At 35.3% G+C, this 2,521-nt stretch carries 2 protein-coding genes; one reads left to right on the top strand and one right to left on the bottom strand.

Translation table 11 applies throughout. The annotated features are described in order from the left end of the window. The first annotated feature begins 104 nt into the window (after positions 1 to 104). A complete protein-coding gene (locus V7266_RS29390) occupies positions 105 to 287 on the top strand; it encodes a YolD-like family protein (protein WP_335472752.1) in 183 nt (60 codons plus the stop codon). Positions 288 to 462: 175 nt separating this feature from the next. Here the strand turns inward: V7266_RS29390 and V7266_RS29395 are convergent, their stop codons facing one another. Continuing rightward, positions 463 to 2,397, bottom strand: a complete 1,935-nt coding sequence (locus V7266_RS29395) for a PhoX family protein (protein ID WP_335472753.1) — start codon at positions 2,395 to 2,397, stop codon at positions 463 to 465. Between the last annotated feature and the right edge of the window lie 124 nt (positions 2,398 to 2,521).

A 2,521-nucleotide genomic window follows, 5' to 3' on the forward strand; every position in this document is an offset into this window, starting at 1 on the left:
GTTATTAGATCGTTAATAATTTTTTAACATCTGCTTCATCTTCCCTTAAAATACTTTCCGTATAATTTGATTGTGTAATGGATTACTAAGAAGGAGGAGATTAAATGTTCTTACAAAAGTTGGCTCAAGGTGGACAGATTACGATTGAGTATTATAGAAATGGAATTTTGCGGACCCTAAAAGGACGGGTTTATCAACTAAATCTCAAAAAACAAGTCCTATCACTAATCGATGAAAAACAAGTGCTACATTCTATTTGTTTATCTGGTATTAAACAAATTCATTAAAAGTAAAAAACTAACCTTTTTAAAATAAGGTTATTTTTTTTGTCCTTAAACTCTAGTTAAAGAATCCAAGGAACAGAAAAGAACCTGAATTTATCACTCAGGTTCTTTTCTGTTCAAAAAAAATTTGCTCCGGCAACCATTGATTACCGGAGTTTTTTAGCTTTAGATATGTTAATTATTTATACAAATCACATTTTACATCTCGATTTGTATTTTGTAAGTCTTTTAGAGAAGGTAAGCCAGAGATATAACCTACTCCACCAGTACGATCAATTCCTATTTCTTTTTCCATCGCTAGTTTTAATTCATTTTTATCAACAGCTGTAATGCTCTTGCCATCTAATTCATCTCCAGGATGTTGGAAATTACTCATAATGTATGAGAATCCATTACGGTTATCTGCAGCAAACAAACCAGTTGATTCAGCTCCAGCAGGCACAGATAATATTCTTGATAGTTCTTTTGTATCCACATTATAAGCCCAGACAAAGTTATTGGTATGCATGCCACTATCTTCACCAATAAATAAGGTCCTTAATGCCTCAGAATAGCTTAAATTATCTGTATTTGCTACCGAATTCACATCTGCTGTATTTCCATAAGGATCTGCAGATGGCATATCCTTACCTGCAATTAAACCAGACATACTAGCCGCCACATATTTACTATTAATCTTTTGACCTGAGGAATCTTTTTGACCATCTGTTAAATCTAATTGATACGTAACACCTGATTTAATTTTTGGAAGTTTCATATCATCAACTGGGTCTGTTGAACTTTCGATCATGCCATTACTTTGATCGGAAATCGCAATATATACTTTATTATCCTTTTCGTTTAAAGTTACACCTTCCATTTTGTTAAACTCAGATGTAGCGCCAAGTAATGCGGCATAACGGCGGGATTCTAAGAACGCTGCTGCCTTTTCCATACCAGGCTTAAGTTTTAAGTATTCTGTTTTCCCATAAGAATATTGCTTGATTGCTTTGAAGCCTTCTTTTGGAACATCAGAAGTTTCAAAAATATCGCTGAACTTAATGCCGCTGTCGATAATCTGTTTAACTTCCTTATCAGTAGAATGGCCAAGTTTGATCCATTCTAAATTACCAGCTCCACCATTTTCAGTACCTGTTTGGTGAAATTTTGCTGCATATAGTGTACCCGCTGTTAGATCCTTTGCTTCATCCGCTACATACATAAACATCGTTGTATAGGAACCGTCGTCTCCAAAGAATGCTGTACGCTGATCAGGCATCATCTTCATTAATTCATGAGAAAAACGGCCAATACTATAATGTTTTGCAACAGAAGCCTCTCCATGTTTATCTACTTTAATTTCAGGAATGAATCCATAAAAATATGGATTTGCCTTTGACTTGTCTCCAAAATAAAGTTTAGCAAAGCTTTCTACTTGAGTTCTGGTAGAGGAAGTTGGTAATTCAAAACTGCGAGCATCTGGCTCATACTCTTCAGAACCTAAGTGGGTATTCCATGGTGAAAGGGAACCATTACATGGAATCCAAAGTCCATTCACACTTGAAAAATCAATTTTCTTAACCTCTTTTGGTGTTAATTCTCCTGTTTTTTCATCTTGGTCTAATTTTGATAATGACATGGAAGCAGGTACAATTCCATATGCTGATTTACCAGCCGCATCAATTGTTTGGTATTCATAATGGGTAACCATGTATTGTTGTCCATGAATTGGGTTTAATAAACTATTGGAATCAGGTGCATCTGAAACATAATAGGTAGGGTTTCCTTCCACGCTTGTATCCATGATTGGGTCACCATTCACATCGATTGGTGTGCCTGCAGGAATTAATTTCCCTTTGTTGATGGCTACTTTATCTTCAGATTTAAAAAGCCTCTTATAAGAAAGCGGGAAATTCTTGACTTCACCATTACTATACTTTACATCCATTGATGCATTCGTATAGGTTTGAACCATCTTATCAATCGTTTTCGGTGCTTCCATCCCATTAAACTTAACGGAATCAATGGTAACATGACCATTGCCTGCAGCTGCAGCCGGTGTTAAGGCAGGAATTGTTAATGCTAGTCCTAGTGCAATAGTAGTTACTTTTTTGCTTAAAAATTGTTTTCCCATTGTTCTCCCCCTAGTATTGGACACATTTTGTTCATATCCCTATTAAATAAAAAGATTATTAATCTAGAGTTTCCAGATTGTTAAGGGTTAGTAAAGTTAGGTTAATTCCTTGTAAAGTTTCTTC

This window comes from Neobacillus drentensis (genome assembly GCF_036965645.1).
Taxonomy (GTDB): Bacteria; Bacillota; Bacilli; order Bacillales; family Cytobacillaceae; genus Neobacillus; species Neobacillus drentensis_D.

Excerpts from the sequence above, each read along its gene's own strand:
- V7266_RS29390 (WP_335472752.1), top strand. The coding sequence starts at position 105 with ATGTTCTTACAAAAGTTGGCTCAAGGTGGACAGATTACGATTGAGTAT.
- V7266_RS29395 (WP_335472753.1), bottom strand. The coding sequence starts at position 2,397 with ATGGGAAAACAATTTTTAAGCAAAAAAGTAACTACTATTGCACTAGGA.